The 18,205-nt window shown below is 32.4% G+C and carries 13 protein-coding genes; all 13 read left to right on the top strand.

Annotated elements, in window-relative coordinates:
• Positions 1-19 precede the first annotated feature (19 nt).
• The 13 genes from Q0921_RS04795 (at position 20) to Q0921_RS04735 (ending at position 18,204) form a co-directional block, all read left to right on the top strand.
• The gene (locus Q0921_RS04795) at positions 20-460 is read left to right on the top strand and encodes a type II secretion system protein (RefSeq protein ID WP_299254057.1); all 441 of its coding nucleotides are present in this window, start codon (positions 20-22) and stop codon (positions 458-460) included.
• A 4-nt stretch (positions 461-464) separates the two neighbouring features.
• A complete protein-coding gene (locus tag Q0921_RS04790; RefSeq protein ID WP_299254054.1) occupies positions 465-953 on the top strand; it encodes a hypothetical protein in 489 nt (162 codons plus the stop codon).
• A gap of 2 nt (positions 954-955) precedes the next feature.
• Positions 956-2,380 carry a GspE/PulE family protein gene (locus Q0921_RS04785; RefSeq protein WP_299254051.1) on the top strand — a complete coding sequence of 475 codons (1,425 nt, stop codon included), beginning with the start codon at positions 956-958 and terminating at the stop codon, positions 2,378-2,380.
• A 3-nt stretch (positions 2,381-2,383) separates the two neighbouring features.
• On the top strand, positions 2,384-4,306 hold the full coding sequence (locus tag Q0921_RS04780; RefSeq protein WP_299254048.1) for a type II and III secretion system protein: 1,923 nt from the start codon (positions 2,384-2,386) through the stop codon (positions 4,304-4,306).
• On the top strand, positions 4,306-5,499 hold the full coding sequence (locus Q0921_RS04775; RefSeq protein ID WP_299254045.1) for a PilN domain-containing protein: 1,194 nt from the start codon (positions 4,306-4,308) through the stop codon (positions 5,497-5,499). Before Q0921_RS04780 ends, Q0921_RS04775 begins: the two co-directional genes overlap by 1 nt.
• Complete coding sequence (locus Q0921_RS04770; protein WP_299254042.1) at positions 5,492-6,019, top strand: hypothetical protein; 528 nt, start codon at positions 5,492-5,494, stop codon at positions 6,017-6,019. The genes Q0921_RS04775 and Q0921_RS04770 overlap by 8 nt, the downstream gene beginning before the upstream one ends.
• Complete coding sequence (locus Q0921_RS04765) at positions 6,003-6,974, top strand: hypothetical protein (protein WP_299254039.1); 972 nt, start codon at positions 6,003-6,005, stop codon at positions 6,972-6,974. Before Q0921_RS04770 ends, Q0921_RS04765 begins: the two co-directional genes overlap by 17 nt.
• On the top strand, positions 6,974-7,462 hold the full coding sequence (locus Q0921_RS04760; protein ID WP_299254036.1) for a hypothetical protein: 489 nt from the start codon (positions 6,974-6,976) through the stop codon (positions 7,460-7,462). Before Q0921_RS04765 ends, Q0921_RS04760 begins: the two co-directional genes overlap by 1 nt.
• A 605-nt stretch (positions 7,463-8,067) precedes the next feature.
• Positions 8,068-8,580: an OmpH family outer membrane protein gene (locus Q0921_RS04755; RefSeq protein ID WP_299254033.1), complete on the top strand. Its 513-nt coding sequence runs from the start codon at positions 8,068-8,070 to the stop codon at positions 8,578-8,580.
• Positions 8,581-8,591: 11 nt separating this feature from the next.
• Positions 8,592-10,592, top strand: coding sequence for a tail fiber protein (locus tag Q0921_RS04750; RefSeq protein WP_299254030.1), 2,001 nt, complete (start codon positions 8,592-8,594; stop codon positions 10,590-10,592).
• A gap of 29 nt (positions 10,593-10,621) precedes the next feature.
• Positions 10,622-11,215: a hypothetical protein gene (locus Q0921_RS04745; RefSeq protein ID WP_299254027.1), complete on the top strand. Its 594-nt coding sequence runs from the start codon at positions 10,622-10,624 to the stop codon at positions 11,213-11,215.
• 161 nt (positions 11,216-11,376) lie between these two features.
• On the top strand, positions 11,377-17,544 hold the full coding sequence (locus tag Q0921_RS04740; RefSeq protein WP_299254024.1) for a hypothetical protein: 6,168 nt from the start codon (positions 11,377-11,379) through the stop codon (positions 17,542-17,544).
• Positions 17,545-17,574: 30 nt separating this feature from the next.
• The gene (locus Q0921_RS04735) at positions 17,575-18,204 is read left to right on the top strand and encodes a hypothetical protein (protein WP_299254021.1); all 630 of its coding nucleotides are present in this window, start codon (positions 17,575-17,577) and stop codon (positions 18,202-18,204) included.
• Position 18,205 lies beyond the last annotated feature (1 nt).

Genomic DNA, 18,205 nt, shown 5'->3' with positions numbered 1-18,205 from the left:
AAACCCTAAATCGATCTTAATGAACTTATTAAGATTACAAGAAAAACCTATGAAACGCAAAAACAACTGGTATGCTGCGGCATATTCTATGACAGAGATATTGATTGTACTTTGTATTATCGGTATTTTGCTCCTAATGGTACTTCCTAGTCAGACTTCTGTAATTACTCAAGCTAAATCTATAGAAGCTCAGAGTATGTTAAATCATTTATATGGATTAGAGAAAAACTACTTTTTTAGACATTCTAAATATACAGCTGATTTTGATGAGCTCGGTTTTGAACCTGCATTAACGATAGAACAAGGTGGTCAAGCGGTGTATAGAATTGAAATCATAGAAGCTTCTACGAACTCATTTAAAGCTTCGGCTACTTCTTTATCTGACTTTGATGACGATGGTAACTATAATACCTGGGAGATCGATCAAAAAAAGACACTGAAAGAAACAGTTAAAGATTAATTCGTTGGATACTGTTATTCAAATAATCATAATACTACTATTTACATTGGTATTTATTCAAGACCTAAAGCTTAGAGCTATTCATATATTATTGCCAATTTTTATTTTAATTTTTGGGTTGATATCTTATTTTAATAATGGGTATAGTGCAATTGGTTTGCTATATAGTTTTACTTTTTTGATCATTACTTTTGGTGGTTTGTATTTGTATTTATCCGTTAAAAATAAAAGATTGACCAATCCTTTTAAAAAGAATATGGGGTTAGGAGATGTGCTGTTCTTTGTAGCGATAATTCCTTTTTTCTCTTCTTATAATTACATCTTGTTTTTTATAACAGGGATGTTGTTTTCGATACTAGGGTTTTTAGTGATCAAACTAGTTGTTAAAACAGATTTAGTGCCTTTGGCCGGGCTATTAGCATTGTATTTAATTCTACTCAAGATCGGAAGTTATATTTCGGATTTTGATGTTTTCTTTACTAATTTTTTATAATTATGGATATAGCTAAAGAAATCATATTAACTACGGAAGAGCAACAAATCATTAATACAGATTTAGCTCACAATTACCAGATTGTTCCTAAAGAAGATAAAGGAAAAAGTACTAGCTTTTATATATCCGAGGCTGTTGCAAAAGACCCTATTAAGGATGAGTTAGAATTAATCATGGGGAAAAAGGTAGAACTATACCCAGTTTCTGCTGATACAATTAACAGAGCCTTGATCTTATATTATAGAACAGGTAATGCTAATAATACTCAAAATACTACTAAATCAGAAAACTTCAGGTCTACATCTCAAGATTTCTTAGAAGAATTGATTTTTGAAGCAAAATCAATAGGAAGTAGTGATATTCATTTCGAAGTTTTTAAAGATGAAGCTAGAATTCGATATCGTATTGATGGAAAGCTTACTGAGAAATATAAAATAGAAAAAGAAAATTACCTTGAATTAGTTAATAAGATCAAAATCAAGTCAAATCTTGATATTACCGAGAAAAGATTGCCGCAAGATGGTCGCATTAACTATGATGATTTTGATATTCGAGTTTCAATTTTACCAACATTACACGGTGAAAAAATAGTGATGAGGATATTAGGAAGAGATACAGCACATCTTAGTATGGACAAGCTAGGAATGGAGGAGAAAGAAAAAGAAATATATCTCGAAGCATTAAAAGCATCCAAAGGAATTATATTGATTAGTGGCCCAACAGGTTCTGGAAAAACAACTACGTTATATGCTAGTTTAAAAGAATTAAATAAAGTAACAAGCAATATAGTTACGGTAGAAGACCCAATTGAATATACGTTAAAAGGAATTAATCAAGTGCAGCTTAGAGAAGACATTGGGTTAACTTTTACCAGTGCTCTTAAAACATTCCTGAGACAAGATCCTGATATCATTATGTTAGGTGAGATCAGGGATGGTGCTACAGCAGAGATGGCAATTAGAGCAAGTCTTACAGGACATTTAGTATTATCCACTATTCACACAAATTCTGCTATAGGAACAATTTCTAGATTAATTGATATGGGAGTGCCAGCCTTTCTTATTGCAGAAACATTAAAAATTTCCGTAGCACAACGATTGGTAAGAAAATTATGTAATTCTTGCAAAGAGCATGCAGTTTTACAAGAAGGTGAATATAAGAATGATGCTTTTATAGGAATAGAAGAACATTGGATTTCTAAAGGATGTGAACATTGTCATTATACAGGCTATAAAGGAAGAACAGCAATTTATGAGATTATACCTGTTGATAATGTATTAACTCAAGAAATAAAGAAAAATTCAACAAATCTGGAAGAATCCATTTCAGATTATACGGAATCGAGTTTGTCGGGGAAAGCAATTCGATTAGTACAAAATGGAATAACATCAATTGAGGAGGTTTACTCAATTATTATAGAAAAATAAAAAATGATAAGAAAAATACTATTAATTAGTTATCTCTTAGCAATCAATGTGTTGTGTGCCCAGAATACACAAATGACGGTTGAAGAAAAGTTAGAAGAAATAGCCAAAACAAAGATAGGTTTAGAAGAAATAACTCAAATGGATGTTTCTGGTTTAACGCTTTTTGAGATCATAACTTCATTGGGAGAAGAGCATAAACTTAATGTAGTTGCTGACCCTGGACTAAGCCAAATGGTAGTTAGTAACTTTTTTGATGTAAAAGTTAAAGATGTTTTTCTTTTTCTAATTAGAAAATATGATTTGGAAGTTGAGTTTATGAATAATATCATTGTTTTTAAACAAAGAGAAATAGTAAAAGAAATACCTAAACCAAAGCCCAAAAAAGAGTTAGATATCAGGTATAGTAAGCAAAATAATTTTCTTTCTGTAAAGCTTAAAAACGATTCTTTACCATCTGTAGCAGCAAAAATTACGGAATTAGCAAATAAGAATATAGTATTGGCACCAGATGTCAAAAACATGAATGTTTCCGCTTATATCATTAATCGACCTTTTGATCAAGTAATCGATATGATTGCTAAATCGAATCAACTGATTGCAGAACAGGATGATAATGGGTTTTATTTTCTTTCAAAAGATACAGAAGTTCTAAACCCTGAAAACAAGGGTAATAGAAATAATAATAGAAGGAGGTCATCATCTAGAGCTTCTACTAAAAATGTGATAGGGGATTTAGAAATTAAATTAAATGATAACGGATATTTAAATATAAAAGCATTCGATGCTAGCGCCACTGAAATCATATCAAGAGCAGCAGGGTTATTGAAATTAGGTTATACAATGTATGACAAACCGGATGAAATAGTAACGACTATTTTTTCTGAAGAAATAGATTTTGATAGCTTATTAAAACATATGTTTAGAGGAAAGAAATTTGCTGTTAATAAATCGGATGAATTTTACTTAATAGGAAAAGAGACGACAGCTGGTTTAAGAGCAACAGAGTTAATCCAATTAGAGAATAGAACGATTGAATCTGTTTTAGCAACATTACCTAAATCCTTAACTCAAGACGTAGAAATTCAAGAATTTGTAGAACTTAATGGAATGCTTGTATCAGGATCAAAACCCGTGATAATTGAATTACAACAAGTTATTCGGAAATTAGATAAAGTTGTACCATTAGTACAGATAGAAGTGCTTGTTGTTCAGTATAATAAGTCCTATGATGTACAGACCGGTTTACAAGCAATTCTTGGTGATGGATCCGAAGACGTAATAACACAAGGAAACATTTTTCCAAGTACGGATGTTACTGTAAATTCGGGTACTATAAATCAATTGATAGATGCTTTTAATGGACTTGGGATTATCAACATTGGTAAAGTAACTAAAAATTTCTATGCCAATCTGAGCGCTTTAGAAAATAATTCTATTGTTAACCTAAAATCTACTCCAAAGATAGCTACATTAAGTGGCCACGAAGCGAGTATTTCTATAGGAGAAACCGATTATTATTTCGAACAAACTAACAGGTTGATTAATACTGGAGTCAATGATAATATTTTGCAATCTGGTCAATGGAAGCCAACGGAAGCAAATTTAAGCGTAAATATAAAACCTTTTGTATCTCTGGATGAGCATGTAACTCTAGAGATTTCTGTAGAGAAAAGTGCTTTTTTAGGGAGAGCAGGAGAGAATGCTCCACCTAGCAAGTCTACACAGAAATTCGAATCATTAATTCGAGTTCGGAATAATGAAATGATATTATTAGGAGGATTGGACGAATTAGAGAGAGAGAATTCTGGTAGTGGTACTCCAGTATTATCGAGAATACCAATAATTAAATGGTTTTTTAGTAGTAAAAGAAAAGCCAGAGATAAATCCAAATTGCATGTATTTATAAAGCCAACAGTAATCTACTAATGATCATTAAACTTTTAAATAATATCCTTTCAGGAAGCAGAATTCAATCTGTTCAGATCCATTTGGATGCTGATCAGAAAGAGTATAGTTTGGTTGAAATTCAGAAGAAAAAAAGTAGTCTGGCTATTGTAGAACGTTATACTACTCAAAATTTTGAAGAATTAACAGCAAAAATTTCTAAAAATAAACCTGTTATACTTTTAATAACTGGTATGGGAATATTGTCTAAAAAGGTTAAAAATGACGTAGGGTATCAATCAAAAATAATATTCAACGCGGATCCTAATGATTTCTATTGGAATGAATATACACAAGAAAAAGAAATTTTTGTTTCTGTAGCCAGAACAGAAATAATAGATGCAGAGATAGAATTATTTGATAAAGCGCAGATTTCTATAGTTGATTTTAGTATTGGCCCTTTTGTAATGACTTCGTTAAGTCCTCTTATGAATGAAAAGGAAGTATATACAAAAAATACCGTCTTACATTTTAATAAAGATTATTCGTTAGTAAATTTTGAAAAAAGACATGAGCAAGATATTCTTGAATATACGATTGGCGATGAAACTTTATCTAGTTTAGATATTCTTTGTTTTGCAAATGCCCTCAACAATTTATATCCAAATGATGCTATTAGTTCCGAATCTAATACAATGTCTTTAAGAAGGGAAGAATTTGCCTTTAAGAAAGCATTTAATATTTTAGGAATTTTTACACTATCATTTTTCTTAGTTTCGTTATTGATAAGCTATCTTTTATTAGGTCATTATCAAGAAGCACATCATAAAATACAGGTTGAATTAGGTCAGCAAAATGTAGCTTATTCTAAATTAGTTTCTTTGGAGAAGGATAAAGAGAATAAAGAGGCAATACTAAAACAATCTGGACTTAGTGACACTAATTTCTTGAGTTTTTATATTGCCAAAATCACTAAAAATGTTCCGTCAGAGATTAACCTAAAAATGTTAAGTATATTTCCAACTTCTTCAAAAATTAAAGCAGAACAACGAATTAATTTTAGTAATAATCTGATAGAATTAGAAGGAACAGCTTCGTCTAATGCTGAATTTACATCTTGGATAAAAGAACTTAAAAGAGAACCTTGGATCAATAACTTAGAAATTATTGATTTTCAAAGAGAGAACAGAACGAATTCTTTTAAAATCAAATTAACACTGAAATTCGATGTTTGAAAACCTATCATATAAGAAGAAATTTTTTGCGTTACTGGCTTTGATGCTGGTTTTAGGTATAACAGCATATAAACGATCCTTTAGCATGACCATAGATGCTGCTCAATTATTAGAAGAGTCTAAGCTAAAATTAGAGAAAGTAAGTAACTCTCAGCAGCGTATTACTAATTTAATCGCAGAGGTATCGTATTTAGACAAACTCATCGGTAAAGAGGTAGCAAATCCAGATATAGTTCAGCAAGAAATTTTAAATACATTTAACGATATAAATACAGATACCCAGTTAGTAAAACTAGAAGCAATTCATAAAGCTAGTGATGAATATTTTAATATTTATACGAATAGATTGATTCTAACAGGTACTTATGGTGATCTATTAAAAACTACTTATAATTATGAAAAAGCTTTTGATTTTTCTAGGGTAGTAAGTCTGCAGTTTTATATTGAAAAAGAACCAAGAACACGAAGAAAAAAATTATTTGAACAAATTATATTTCAGAATTATGAAAAAATACGTTAGTTATATTACCATAGTATGTGTAAGCTTTTTTATAGGCTGTGATGATATTATTGAGGACGATATTACCAATGATGTAGTAACAATTACCGCTCCAGAAGATATGACGCAGATCGAAGGAAATTCTGTACAGTTTAGATGGAATGGAATTGATGGAGCAGATGAGTATCGCATACAAATTAATAATAAAGTTTCAAACAGTATTATTTTAGACTCTCTTGTAAATACTACTGTTTTTGATTATACGATGAATCCAGGATCATATCTATGGAGAGTAAGAGGAGAAAATTTTGCATATCAGACGGGATATTCTTTTAATTCGGATTTCGATGTAATTTCATCAATAGACCTGTCCGAGCAAGTGGTAACATTAGAACGTCCCCTTAATGAAGAATTTCTGAATAATACGGATATTACTTTTTCTTGGCAATCAATTAGTACGGCTACTTCCTATAAGATTAAGATTTCGAAAATAGAAGGAAATTCAGAAACCCTAATTTTTAATAATGATGATAATAATATTAGCGGCACATCCATTACTATCGGAAATTCAGTGATACCAGAAGACGGTCGATATAAATGGGAAATACAGGCTCTAAATGATTCAAGTATGACCTTGTTTTTTTCGCATTTCTTTTCTATAGATACTCAGAATCCTCCAGAACCAGTTTTAACAGAGCCTACTACGGGTGAGACAGGTTCTGTAGATCAAGAAATCAGTTTTAAATGGACTTATACGGATACAGGAGCCATAACATCGGGGATAACAAGTACGATCCAGATAGCTACTGATGATAGTTTTAATGATGTTATAGAAACAAACTCTAATCCGCTCACTACAAATGAGTATACGTTTACTTTTACTGTAGCAGATACTTATTTTTGGCGAGTAAAGGGGGAAGATGATGCCGGAAATTCTGGTGAGTTTAGTGATGCTAATCAAATTATTATTAATTAATGCAAAAGAAAAAGATTAATAAAATTTTGATTATAGCTGTTGCTCTGATTTGGGGAGTAGTTATTTATAAGTTTGCCGCTCCATATTTTTTAACTAATGATGTGGTAGTTACAGCAGATGCTCTTGTTAGTCCCCCCAAAATATTTTTACGAAAGAAGGATACTTTTAATCTCAACATACCAAATAGAGACCCTTTTTTAGGTAAGACATTAAATAAAAGAAACGCTTCAGTATTTATACCCTCTCGACCTCAAAAGAAGTCAAGATCTAAAACGGTTGCATCTAAGAGCTGGCCCAGAATTGAATACTTAGGTTTTATAAAGTCAAAAGAGAGTTCATCCAGATTAGGATTGTTACGAGTAAATGGTATTTTAAAAAGAGTACGAAGTGGGGCTGATATGCAAGGTGTTAAAGTTAAAACTATTTCTGAAGATAAGATAACTCTTCAATTCCAAAAAGATGTCAGAGATTTTAGAAAAGCTAATTAATAGAACTCGTTGTGCATTTAGGTATTTTTGGGATAAGATTCGTCAGTTCGAGTGCTTCGACTTTAGGAGAAGTGTATCGAGAATAGAATTTTAATCCAAAAAAGCTGTTCTCGATACACTTTGTCTCCATTTCAGTTAGACAAAACACTCGAATTGACGCTTTTTTTAATATAATCATTTCTAAATACACAACAGGTTAATAGCTTGTTATTTGATTCTGAATATAATAAAACGATTTTTATAGACTTTTCAATGAAGGGACTATTAAAAAGGCTGTGATATGTTAAAATATGTCACGGCTTTTTTTATGTTATTATTTTTTTTGAAAAAAAATGAATTTTCATGGTAACATTTGAATTGTTAAAGACACTTACTTATAGGGAAAGGGGAAATACTATATTTTCCTTAATCATTGGAATACTAAATAATAATTAATAAACTGAGAGCTAATAATTTGTAATGTTTTTTACGAGTTTTTGAAAGAATCGTATGTTTTTAAACCAATTATTAATGAACAATTAAATGTTAAAAAATTTACGGTTTTGACTTACTATTTTGATTTATTTAACATATATTTGCCCTCCCAAAATAAAATTCAAAATATCTTGAAAAAAAATTACACTACTTTGTTGGTGATATGCAATTTTTTATTTTTAGTTGTCATATCTGCTTTGTTTTCATTTTGTTTTTTAAGTAGATCTGAATCTACTATTGCATATGTTGACAATGTTACCTTATTTAATGGATTTAATATGTCCAAAGATCTTGGAAAGATCAATAATGGGAAAATTATAAAGCAAAAGAAAAAATTAGATAGTCTGTATACCATCTATTCAATCTTCAAAGAACAGAAGAATACGGAAAAAGCTACAACACTAGAAACTCAGTTAAGGTTAGAGGATCAAGAATTAAGAAAAATTAATGAATATTTTTCTAAAGAGGTGAGTCAACAAGTTTGGAATCGATTAAATCAATATATAAAAGATTACGGAGAAGCAAATAAACATGAAATTATCTTAGGAACACAAGGTAATGGGAATATTATGTTTGCTCAAGATGGAATCGATATTACAGAAATGGTATTAGAGTATGCTAATACTAAATACGAAGGGAATTAAAATACAAATCAATGAGAAAAATATATTTTTTTAAATTTTTATTAGTACTTAATGCCATAGTGGCTTATTCACAAAACCTTGTGGATAGTTCTTCTTGGGTTGTTGGTTCTACAGCTACTCCGTCAGGGTTTACTAATTACGGTTTTACTCCAGGAGTAAATACTAGAGAATTAGGTCTGGGCCCCAATGGAGAAGAGGTAGTTTTGTGGACGGCAACTCCAACAGATGTTAATAGTTTAGATGGTGGGTTTATTACAACAAATGTGCCTATAGATAATACAAAAACATATCGTTTATCGGTTTGGATAAAAAAAGCAGGAACTAATGATGGGGCAACATATTTTGGAATGTATTCAAAAGATAGCAGTGATAGTCAAAGCACGTTAAATCTTGATGGTACATTGAATAACAACCCTTATTTTAGAATAGGAGATTTGCCAACTTTAAATGAGTGGTATTTACTAGTAGGGTTTGTTCATAAGAGTGATTATAATAGCACAGTTGAAATTGGAGGAATTTATAATACGAATGGAGATAAAGTGTTAGATTTAAACAATGATTTTAAGTTTTCTACGACATCAGTGAATTTAGTACTAAGAGCTTTTCAAAATGGCACGAACACTCTTACGGATCGTGAATATTTTTATGACCCAAGAATTGAAGTTGTAAATGGCACAGAAACAAGTGATGGTGAAAATAATAATACTGCCACGGATCCGAGTAATGTGTTTATAGGTAACGATGCAGGAATAAGTAATACTACAGGAAAAAACAATGTATTTGTAGGTACTAATTCAGGACAAAGTAATACCACTGGTCAAACCAATGTTTTCGTAGGCAGAAATTCTGGAAGGAGTAATATAGATGGGAAAAATAACGTTTTTAGCGGTAATGCTGCCGGATTTGGTAATATATCCGGAAATTTTAATACGTTCTTAGGGACATATGCTGGTAGAGAAAATATAGATGGGAAGCGAAATGTATTTATTGGTAGTAATGCAGGAAGGAATTCTATCGGAAATACAAATGTTTTTATTGGGTATGAAGCTGGCTTTAATGAAGTAGGGAATAATAAATTATATATCGAAAATTCTAGTAGTGATACTCCTTTGGTCTATGGTGACTTTGCCAAAGATCAACTAGGTATCAATACCAATGCCATCCCAGATGGTTATAATTTTGCTGTTGGTGGTGGTGCTAGTATTGATGGTAGTATAAGGGCAGCAACCTTGGATATAGAAGCTCCGGATAACTCAGAGGATTGGTTGCCAGTTACTATTGGTAGAGAAGTAAAGCCTTTTTTTAGAAATTTTAATTTTGTGGTTTCTCCTAGTACTAATACTAATGAATTGTTAGGGTTTAGTATCATTGATAAAAATTTAATTTCTAGACAGGATAATTATTTCCGAGATGATTTTTCTAGAGTTTCCTATATGACTAATAGAGATCAATATTTTTTCTCTGTAGGTCATAATGATAGAGAAGGGCAAGATCGCGCATCGATACAAATGCCGTTAACAAACTCTAAAGTTGTAATTGCTGGATTCGGAGATTATTTAGAAGATCAAAATCATAAACTGATAGTGAAAGACGGTACCGCCCTAATAGAAAATGCTATTTACACCAATGGTAGAATCGCTATTGGTACTACAGAAGAAGATCCTGGATACGCACTTACGGTAAAAGGGAAAGTACATGTACAGGAAGTAAAAGTTGATCTTCTTGGAGTATTAGCACCAGATTATGTATTCAAAAAAGAGTATGACCTTAAAACTTTAGAGGAAGTTCAGAATTATATTGCTAAAGAAGGGCATTTACCGAACATTCCATCTGCATCAGAGATGGAAAAAGAAGGAGTGAATCTTAAAGAAATGAATATGAAATTGCTCGAGAAAGTAGAAGAACTTACTTTATATACGATTGCTCAGGAAAAAGCAATAAAAGAGCAAAAAGAAGCAAACGATTCATTAGAAAAACGTTTGCAAAAACTGGAAGAATTGTTACAACAATAATCAGTAAAATTTACCACAATTTTAGAATTATGATGTTCAAAAAGGAATATATCCTCTTTTTGATGGGGATACTACTGTTTGTATCCTGCCAAAAAGAAAAGAAAGTACCGAAATCAGAATCAGAATACAAGCTATTTAATCTGGAACAAGCAGGTTGGAAATCTAAGTCGGTTTCGCATTTGTTTTCGCAGATAGAATACAAGGCTACCTTGGTTCCTTTGCAATATTATATTCTAAAAAATGAAGGAAGTAAGAATTTAGCAAAAATAGATTCAATATACGAATCACTTAAAAACGAACGTATTTTAGAAGTTGAGTTTCAACAAGAAAAAGAAGATGATTTACTAAAATCAAAATATACGAATCGAGATTATGAAACCTCAGTGAAGTATATGTCTTTTTATATAGAGAATGATTTTAAAGCAGTCACACAAAGCGGAGATACCATCGATTGCTCCGGAGTTACGTTTGAAAGAAATTTTAAAGTTGCACCTTTTAAACGATTATTACTCCATTTTGGCAACATTCCTGAAGAGGAAAATATACAATTGATCTATAACGATCAATTATTTGGTAACGGATTAATGAAATTTAATTTTAAAGAAACACCTATTAAATTGTAATAGATAGCTTTTTAAATAAAAGTCGAAATATAGTAGTAACATTTTAATCATAGACGACACTATAGTATATACAACAATAATTTTTGTTTGTATATAAGAGGTAAATGATGATAAATAGAACACGATTACACTAAATTATAAAATTATAACACATCAGTGATATGATCAATACAATTAGAAAAAGTAAGGTTACAAAAGTAATTGCAAGTTATTTGGCAATCCAAATGGTTATTCAGATGACACAGCCTATGCAATTACTTGCATTAACTAGTGGCCCCTCACAACCTGAGTTTAACTCATTTACACCTATTGGTACTTCTGATATGGTGAATTTGTCCTCAGGTAATTTTAATTATAACATCCCGATTATGGATGTAGGAGGATATCCATTAAATCTGGCATATGATTCAGGTATTACTATGGATCAGGAAGCTTCTTGGGTAGGATTAGGTTGGAACCTCAATGTGGGTCAGATCAATCGTCAAGTACGTGGCTTACCTGATGATTTTAGCGGGGATTTAATGCGTTATGAAAATGACATGAAAACGAATAAGACTGTCGGTGTTGGAATAAATACTACTATCGGTTGGAGTGGTATAGAATCTCCTCTTATAGATCTTAATGAAGGGATTATTGTACAGCATAATAATTACGAAGGAATAACCTTTAAAAGGTCTATGGGAATTGGTTATCAGTTAAACGATAATGTTAGAATTGGTGTGGATATCTCTTCTGCTGTTGGGGATGGAGCTACAGTAAACCCTATGGTTTCTTTATCAGGGCGATCAAAGGAGAATGCAGATAATTATATTACGACAATGACTGGATCTGTAGGAGTAAGCTATAATAGCAGAAGAGCATTAGAATCTGTTAATTTAGGATTTGTTGTAAATGCTACTCAAAGAGAAAGTTATATGGATGCTAAAGAGCTATTTGATCGAGAAGTTACAAATCAGAAAGTGGGAGGGCCTTCTGGGACTATTTCATTTAATAATAACACATTTACCCCCACTAAAAGGGCAGGGATAACTCATGGTAATTTCAGTTTTGCTGGATCTATAGGACCTTCATATTATGGAGTTGATTTACAATTTCAAGTAAATGGTTTTGGATCTTTTCAGGAAATAAATGAAGATGATCGTGATAAACGAGTTCCTGCATTTGGGTATGAAAACACAGAAAAAGGAGAAGGACTAAATGGGGTGCTGGATTTTAATAGAGAAAAAGATCGAGTTTTTAATAAACATACTACAGTTGTTCCTGTATCGAACTATACCTATGATTTGTATGCTATTCAAGGACAGGGAGTACAGGGGATGTTTAGGCCCTATCGTAGCCAAGTAAGTTATTTGTATGATCATCGTGTAATCGATCAAGGTACAGGAGCAAGTTTTGGAGTAAAGTTTGGTGCCGGTTGGAATTTTTATGCAGGAGGAAAACAAGAATATACACCATCTTTTGGAGAGACTGGGAAATGGGTAGATAATAATAATGCATTAGGTAAGTTTTTAGAGTTTGATAAGGATAAAAACCCTTTAGATTATGAACCCTCCTATTTTAAGATGATAGGAGAGCGACGCATAGATCAAGAGGAAACACTTTTTACAGATAAGTTACACAATAACAATCCTATGAAACTGGAAATCTCAGGTTCTAAGTTTCATAGACGCGCTGAGCCAGCATATAGAGTAAAAGATATATCTGGAAATATAACGTATCCTGACCCACTAAAACCGATAAATTCCTCAAAATTAAAGAGAACCCAGAGAGATCTTAGAAATCAAAATATTCTTAAAGTATCAAAAGCCGAAGCAATCAACGATCCATTGGTTGAAGTGAATGCAAATGCAAAAAGTCATCATACCGCTGGAATGAAAATTCTAAAACCTGATGGAAGTACCTATGTATATGGAGAAACTGCTTATAATCTTAAAAAAGTAGAAGCAACGTTTGACGTTTCAGGACGACCAGATATAGATTGCTCTGATGGTACGATTGGGTTTTCTAATCCTAAAAATGATGCTTCCAGGTATAGTGATCAATATCTTAATAGGATTACAACACCAGAATATGCACATTCATACTTATTATCAAGTGTGCTGTCATCGGATTATGAGGATATAGATAATAACGGGCCTTCTGTAAATGATCTTGGTGCATATACACTCTTTGAATATGAAACACCTACATCGGATTATAAATGGAGAATACCGTATGAGTATACAAAAGCAAGTTATAATGAGGGGCTGAAGTCCAATGAAGACGATCAGAAAGCCAACTATCTATATGGCGAGAAAGAACTAAAATATATTAATAAAATAGAAACCAAAACCCATACGGCTATATTTCATTTGTCTAATAGAGAAGATGCCCGCGGTGCGCAAGGAGAAAAAACAGATGAAGGAACTGAAGGTTATATGAGAAAAATTGACAGCATTTCCCTCTATTCAAAGCCTGAATATGATCAGTTAGGAGAAAATGCATCTTATATTAAAAGAGCACATTTCGAATATAATTATGAATTGTGCAAAGGAGTACCTAATAACCTTAATAATGAAGGGAAATTGACTTTGGATAAAGTTTATTTTACCTATAGAGGGTCTAATATGGGTAAATACACTCCATATGTATTCAATTATGATGGTTTTAATCCTGATTATAATCTAAAAAGTTATGATATCTGGGGGAATTATAAACCTGTGGTTAAAGAAAAACTAAACTATATTAATGGAGAAGTAGAATATAAACCCAATGAAAATGGCGTAGAGGTTCCTTCTGTTAATAATAGTTTTGAGGAATCAACAGACTACTGCAAAGTGTCAGGATCATTATTAGCTCCTGAGTTTCCCTTTGTACAGCAGGATGATAAGAAATTACAGGATGCATTTGCATCTGCTTGGACTATGACCTCCATCGATTTGCCATCAGGAGGTAATTTAGAATTAGAGTATGAATCGGATGATTATCAATATGTTCAGAAACGTCGCGCTATGCAGATGTTTAAAATAACAGGAGCAGGTTTTGTTTCTAATCCAGACAATTTTAATGAAGTAGAGAATGCTGTGCTATATAACAGTGGTGATCATAAAAAATATATTTATGCTAAACTAAGTGATCAAGTACTTTCGATAACTGAGCAAGATTTTGTAAATGATTATTTAGGGGATCAAATTGATAAACCTATACAATTTAGAATGTTGTTAAATATGGTTGATGGTAAGGAAGAACAGTCTGATTATGTTTCAGGATATTTTGAGATTGATAGACGTCCAGAGTTTCAAATTAAACTTTTAAAAGAAGAAGGAAAAGGTACCTATGCCGCAATACCACTAAAATTTTTAAAAAGAGAAGGCGGGTTTATTAATAGTAATAAGGAAGTAAATCCTATTGCAAAAGCAGGTTGGTACTTTGGCCGTCAATATTTAAATAGACAGGTATATAGTCTTAATGGAAATGCAACGAATGATACTTTTGAGGAAGTTTTAAATGAAATAGTAGGTAGTATAGGGGCAGTTGCTGAGATTTTTATCGGTCCTAATGGAAAACTACAAGAAAAAAGATCCTCCAGAAAATTTGAGGCTGAGAAATCTTGGGTACGACTACTTAATCCAAATAAGAGAAAATTAGGTGGAGGTGTACGCGTAAAGCAAATAAAAATGCACGATGCCTGGGGAGCGATGGTTAATGATCAAAGCAATCCTAATTATTCTCAGTTTTATGGACAGCAATATAATTACAATAAAGAAGATGGATCTAGTTATGGAGTTGCCACTTTTGAACCAAATGGTAGTAAAGAAAACCCATTTGTTGAACCTTTTTATGACGAAAAGCCTAATGGTAATTTTCTGGGAAAAGATAAACTATTGTCACCACAAGCATTTAATTATGCCGAAAAACCTTTTGGAGAATCATTTTTCCCTTCCTCTACAGTAACTTATAGTAGAGTAGAGGTCAAAAACCTTCCTAGAAAGAGAACAGAAAATGGGGACACGTATGTAGTCAAGAAAAGTGCTACAGGAAAGGTGGTAAGCGAAAGATATACCACTTGGGATTTCCCAACGATAGTGCGCCATACAGATATTACCAAAGCTAATGATGTTACGCCTGTGTTATTTAATATTCTAACCTTAGGAGTAAGCGATAGAAATCATCTTACGTTATCCCAAGGATTCACAATCGAAACTAATGATATGAATGGGAAGCTAAGAAAACAAAGCGTTTTTCCTGAAAATCAAAAGGATCCGATATCAGAAGTAGAATATCTTTATAATGTTAAAGAGAGTGGAGAGTTAAATAATATACTCCCTGTAATCGATAGTAAAGGTAATGTGATTACTGATAAATCAATTGGTAAGCATTATGATGTAATTAATGAATTTAGAGAACATAAATCCAGTTCTAATTTGGTAGGAGTAAATATGAACCTTACAGGATTTCTAGTACTTATATATCCTGCTATCATTCCAATTCCTTTACCGGCATATTCTGATCATGAAGATATATTAAGAACTGCGACTACAACTAAGGTGATCCATAAAACGGGGATTTTGGTAGAGAAAATTGCAAGGGATCTTGAATCTGAAGTATCTACAAAAAATATTGCCTGGGATGCACAAACAGGTGATGTGTTGTTAACCAGAACCATCAATGAATATGATGATTACTATTATAATTTTAATTATCCAGCACATTGGGCATATGATGGTATGGGACTGGCTAGTAAGAATATTGGAATTTCTGGAGAATTAGGTGCTACAGAAAACGTTCCAAAATTTAGTTTAGTGGATGTAGATGCTGGCAAAACACATTTGGATTATTTCAGAAATGGAGATGAACTAATGACATTGGACAGGAATACCAGCACTGAAGAAAAATTATGGGTAGTTAATGTTACTGAAACTGATATAACATTAATGAATAGCAGAGGGTTTCTCATTAATCAAGAATGTTCTGACTATGCAACAGGTAATTTAAAATTTAAAATTGTTCGATCGGGATATAGAAATCAACAAATGGCTTCTATGGCGTCGGTAACAAGTATGGTAAACCCATTAAGAGATACAGATAATGATGGAGTTGTGGATACATTTTCTACAAATGCATATGATTACAATGGTTCTGGTACTAATAATCCAAAAATTGTAAATGCAAGTGCTGTAGAATATACAGATTATTGGAAACCCCAAAGAGAACAAGGTTTACCTGGTTTTCCTAGCTTATTAGCAGATTTATATGATAAAATAAGTAATGGAGAAATAGATGAAGATGGAAACGAGTTAACCGATGCTGATCTTATAGTTGCGCATAAATATGGATTTAACCCATATCTATATAATGTAAGGGGAGATTGGAGAGCCGTAAACTCCTATGCACATTTAACAGGAAGAAATTCTGATGTAGATGCTCCAGAGTTCTCTACCGCTTCTAATGGATTTTTCACTTCGTTTAGTAATTTTTATAAAAATTCGGAAGACGGTGTTTGGAAAAAAGACCAACAAGATTGGACTTTTGCGAGTAAGGTAACTAAATATAGTCCATATGGAGCAGAGCTAGAAAACAAAGATGCGTTGAATAGATATTCTGCAGCGCAGTATGGATATGATTATACCTTACCAGTTGCAGTAGCCTCCAATAGTGAATATAAAGAAATAGGATTTGATGGATTTGAAGATTACCAGCTAGAAGATGTAATAGGCTCAGATTCTCAAAGTGCTGCATCAAATTTCCGAGCCCTTTTATCAAATTCCCACTTTGATTTTAAACGATTGCTACTGGATAATAGAGAAAGTGTAGAAATATCAGATGAAGCATCGCACACAGGTAAATACAGTATAAAAGTTTCTGGTAGTTCAACAAAGACAGTATCCATGTCTTTATTAGATTATGAATCTGTGGTAGGTACTATCCGCTGTAATACTGGTGGATCTGGCAGTACTGATGAACCTAATGACAACTGTAACAATAGAAGAAAACGAATATTCTTAAAGGGAGACCCTAATGAAGATATAAGTTATACATACGCATTTCGTAAAATCGGATTGAATTCTGACGAATGCGTGTATTCTAAGTATCTTACTGTTAATGGAGTAACTTATAGTACTAATGGTGGTTCCAATACAATTCGTTTAGATAGTAATGGAGAAAGAGAATTTATTGTTTCCGGTGGAGCAACAGGTTATTTTGGATTCAGCACTAACGGTGATGTCGAATGGGAAGTAAATTTTGCGGCAGGCACTTCCAGTAATGCGGTAAGAGTATTGCTAAAAGACCTATGTGATGATAGAGGTTGCAATACCACTGGAAATCCAGTTGGAGGAACAGGGTTTTAATTATAAAAATATTTCATAAAAAATAAGCATATGATAGTGTGTAAAAAATATATAGTCTTTGTTTTTATAATTATAGGAACATATATATCCCGAGCTCAGAAAGATCCAGTTTTAGTTCTTGATGTTTCAGTACCGACCTATACTTCATTTAAACCAATACCTGGAGAGAAATATGTAGTTAGTGGATGGTTAAAAGAAGATCGACCACAGCAGGTGGTATCATATACCAGTAGCGGTATAATAATAGATTTTGGACCTAATCAATTATTCAATGACGATCAGATCCCTATTGAAGGAGATGCAGATTATACTTTTTATCCTTCTGGAGATATTATTGATGGTTGGCAACGTGTTATCGGAATTTTTGAAATTCCACAAGATGCAGTTGCTATCAAAATAGGTCTAAAAGGAGTAGGATTTGGGATTGACACCTATTTTGATGATATCCGGATATATCCATTTAATGGTAATATGAAGTCTTTTGTTTATGATAATGACACGCAAAGATTAATGGCAGAATTGGATGAAAATAATTATGCGACTTATTATGAATATGATCAGGAAGGTGGTTTAGTTCGTGTTAAAAAAGAAACTGAAAAAGGAGTGTATACCATCCAGGAAACTAGATCAGGGAATTCTAAATTAACTACACAACAGTAAT

The sequence above is a fragment of the uncultured Aquimarina sp. genome, from assembly GCF_947496855.1.
Classification (GTDB): Bacteria; Bacteroidota; Bacteroidia; order Flavobacteriales; family Flavobacteriaceae; genus Aquimarina.
This window is presented reverse-complemented; position numbering and strand designations above follow the sequence as displayed.